This window comes from Cognatilysobacter lacus, assembly GCF_008274655.1.
GTDB classification, from domain to species: domain Bacteria; phylum Pseudomonadota; class Gammaproteobacteria; order Xanthomonadales; family Xanthomonadaceae; genus Cognatilysobacter; species Cognatilysobacter lacus.
In genome coordinates this window covers 1-3,435 of record NZ_VTRV01000209.1, presented here as the reverse complement: position 1 = coordinate 3,435, position 3,435 = coordinate 1, and the positions used below count along the sequence as shown (strand labels likewise).

Annotated in this window: 3 protein-coding genes; 1 reads left to right on the top strand and 2 read right to left on the bottom strand. The window is 64.7% G+C overall.

Annotated elements, in window-relative coordinates:
* Window positions 1-482: 482 nt before the first annotated feature.
* Window positions 483-1,289 carry a hypothetical protein gene (locus tag FW784_RS13175; protein ID WP_149353786.1) on the top strand — a complete coding sequence of 269 codons (807 nt, stop codon included), beginning with the start codon at window positions 483-485 and terminating at the stop codon, window positions 1,287-1,289.
* Window positions 1,290-1,377: 88 nt separating this feature from the next.
* On the opposite strand, the gene FW784_RS13170 is transcribed toward FW784_RS13175, so the two are convergent.
* Both FW784_RS13170 and FW784_RS13165 read right to left on the bottom strand, forming a co-directional pair.
* A complete protein-coding gene (locus FW784_RS13170) occupies window positions 1,378-2,079 on the bottom strand; it encodes a transposase (RefSeq protein ID WP_149353785.1) in 702 nt (233 codons plus the stop codon).
* Window positions 2,080-2,229: 150 nt separating this feature from the next.
* Window positions 2,230-3,147, bottom strand: a complete 918-nt coding sequence (locus tag FW784_RS13165; RefSeq protein ID WP_149353784.1) for a cation diffusion facilitator family transporter — start codon at window positions 3,145-3,147, stop codon at window positions 2,230-2,232.
* Window positions 3,148-3,435: the final 288 nt, after the last annotated feature.

Sequence of the window (3,435 nt, the reverse complement as noted above, 5' to 3'; positions counted from 1 at the left end):
CCGCCCCCGCCCCCGCCCCCGCCGCAACCGGGCCTAGGACCCTGCGACGGAAACTGTGGCGTGATGACTGGCGGGTAATGGACCTTGATAGGAAGGAGGGGCCACGGCCAATTTCACGGAATTGGCTTCGCGGCGGAGGGCTCGGCTTCCAAATCGACTAGCGTGGCGGACCCGCACGCGTCGCCCGACGATCACTGCTGCGAGTGGAAGCTGGGTCACGTTCCATTACTCGGGCGCAGGCGCCATGTAGCAGGCCGAAGCTGCGCCGACCCTGTCTCGGCTGCAAACTTGAATGCGAGACGGGAAATTGATGCTTTCGGACTCGGCTGCAACGCGTCCTGCGCCGGCGAAGGCGGGCAAGCCCGGCTTAGGCTAGACGTTAGTGCTCCTAAAGCTTGGAACTCGAAAATGCGTTGCACGGAAATCTTCTTTCAACAGCCCAAGAAGAATCGCGCGGTCGCCAGGACCGGAAGAGAGGACAGGTGTACGTTTTGATCCAGTGGGCAGTTCGTACATTTGCCGCAGGCTTGTGCGTCGGGCTGATGCTTCTGCCAAGGGCCGCGGGCGCCCAGAGCAAGCCGGGCGAGGCGTGCTACAGCGGTACCTGTTACCCCAGCCTGCAGCAGGCCGAAGCGGTCCTTCAGAGCGACCCGCAGTGGAATGGAAAGTATCAGCGCAGCCGCACGATCACGTCCGATGCGTCTCCTGTCGTCACCATCGAATACACGGTTCCCCCGCAGCCGCCGGCGAAGTTCTACGCGCTTGTGTATTCAATTCAGTACGCGACCCCCTGTTCGGCATGGAGCGATTCCTGCCTGGGTGAGCAGGCGGTCATCGATGAGTTCATGGCTGGCCTTCGAAGCGCCTATTCGGGCTGCGAACTCCGCGACGGCCGATGGAGCAACAGCTTTGCCGAACCTTTCTACTACCTCTGGCAACGTGGAAGTGGAACCATCGGTGATGTCGGTGGAATCAGCTTCGGCGATCCGACCGCGCCAAAGCGGTATGAGGTCAATATCAACTGCCCCCAGTGGGGAGACCCGACGTACTACCAGTACCAGTCGTGGACGTTGGACAAGACCCAATGGTTCGAATGCCCGGCCGGCTCTACGGTCATCAGCGGCTACGGTCCGGGCCATGTGCCCGATGGGGTGTCGCCTGACATGCAACGGCCGTGGCCCTATTTCTGCTTCGTGAGCGCGTCGCGTGGGCTGACGTATTGGCCGCCGAGGGCTGCATCGGCTCTAGGGCCGTGCGATGGCAGTTGCAAAGTCATGGCGGGGGACTGAGCGGCCGCGACGCGCCGCCGCAATCGAGCGGGCGTCGCGAGCGAGATGGAGGCAGTTGAAAGAAAAAAGGAAAAAAGGGAAAAAGGGGTCAGGTTCCATTTGCACGTGATACTCGCGGGCGTCCGGCAGTTCGGAGTTCGACGGTTCGTCCGACCAGTGCTTCGATCTCCTTCCTGAAGCGCTCACCGCCCCAGGCTTTCTGCTGGGCGGTGCATCGATTCAATGCCGCTTGCTCGTCATCGCTTATCCCGGCGCGAACGAGCGCGATGTAAGCGCATCGCCGCTCCTGGTCCGAAGTACCCAGCGCCGTCCAGGACGGGTGCGGGCGCACCCTCGCCTCGGGCCGGCCCAGCGCGTTCGCGTGGAAGCTGCTCCATGGGTACTCGCTAGCGTCGGCCACCATGTGCGCACGCACGGGGTTCAATTCGATGTAGCGATAGCAGGCCAGCACATAGCGGTCGCTATCGACGAGCGCCGACTTGAAGCGACCTTCCCACAGGGTTCCGGTCCGTCGATAACGGCTGTTGAAGCAGGCGACATAGCGTCTGCCGATCGCCTGCATCATCCGCGAGACCCCACCCGGCGTTGACGGCGTCACCAGCAGGTGCACGTGGTTGGTCATCAGCACGTAGGCGTGCAGCTCGCAGCCGTGTTTCAACGCGGCCTCGCCCAACTCCTGGCGGTAGTGCTGGTAATCCTCGTCGCGCGCAAAGCAGGGTTGTCGGTCGTTGCCGCGCTGGACAACGTGCTGCGGTATCCCGGGAAGGTCGAGGCGCGGAAGGCGGGCCATGGCAAGTGGAGGCTGGCGGGAGCCCTTGATTACGCATCGCGCCTCTCCACGCAGCTATCGGATGTCGCAGGCTGGGTCTGTCAGAAAATGCAACCTGACCCCGTTTCCAGACCCCGTTTCCAGTGATGTCGAGCTAGACACGCGACTCGATCAATCACACCGCGACGCACGCTCCACCTGCGGCTCGAAGAACGACCAGCGCACATCCGGATAGCGGCGCTTGAGCTCGCGTTCGATCGCATCGATGGCTTGCACCTGCGTCGACAGCAGCACGTCGCCCTTCATCTGCACGTGCGCCGACACGACCACGTCGCTGCCCATCTGCAGCGTGATCAATGACAGCAGGCCCTCGACGCCCGGCTGCGAGGCGATGAACGCGTGCATTTCGGCTTGGCGCGCGGGGTCGATGCTCTGGCCGATCAGCATCGCCTTGATCTCGATCGCCACGAACACGGCGACGACGATCAGCAGCGCCCCGATCAGGATCGTGCCCAGCGCGTCCCACAACGGATTGCCGGTGACTACGGTCAGGCCGATCGCGACCAACGCGACGGCCAGGCCGCACATCGCGGCCATGTTCTCGCCGACCACGACGATCAGTTCCGCCTGCCGGCTTTCGCGGAACCAACGCCACATCGAGCGCCCGCGACGTTCGGCGCCCGCTTCCTGCAGCGCGGCGCGCGTCGACACGCCTTCGGCGACCAGGCTGAAGACGAGGATGCCCACCGCCCAGCCCCACTGCGTGAGCGGCTCGGGATGCTGCAGCTTGTGCACGCCCTCGTAGAGCGAAAACATGCCGCCGACGGTGAACAGCATCACCGCGACCAGGAACGACCAGAAATAGATCGCCTTGCCGTGGCCGAGCGGATAGTCCGGGGACGCCGGGCGGTCGGCCTGGCGCAGGCCGAGCAACAGGAGCAACTGGTTGCCGCAGTCGGCGAACGAATGCACGGTCTCGGCCAGCATCGCGCCCGATCCGGTGAACAGCGCCGCCGCGCCTTTCGTCAATGCGATCGCAAGGTTCGCGGCGAGCGCGACGATGATGGCGCGATGGGTATTGCCCGACATGCGGCTGCCTCGGTTTGAATGGCGCCATGGTGCAGGCATTCGCGTCGTGGCGTGGTCAGGTGCGCCTTGCCGATGAACCGGAGGCGCGCCGCGCGCCGAACCGCTTGAACTGCGCGCGCCTTCGACGGATCGTGGGCGCCGCCCCCTACCGGAGATCCAACGCATGCGCCTTGCCCCCCTCGCCTTCGCCGCGCTGACCGTGCTCGCCCTCGCCGCCTGCCATCACAAGGACGCCGACGACGCCACGGCTGCGGCGCCCGCGGCTGCCCCGGCCATGACCGACACCTC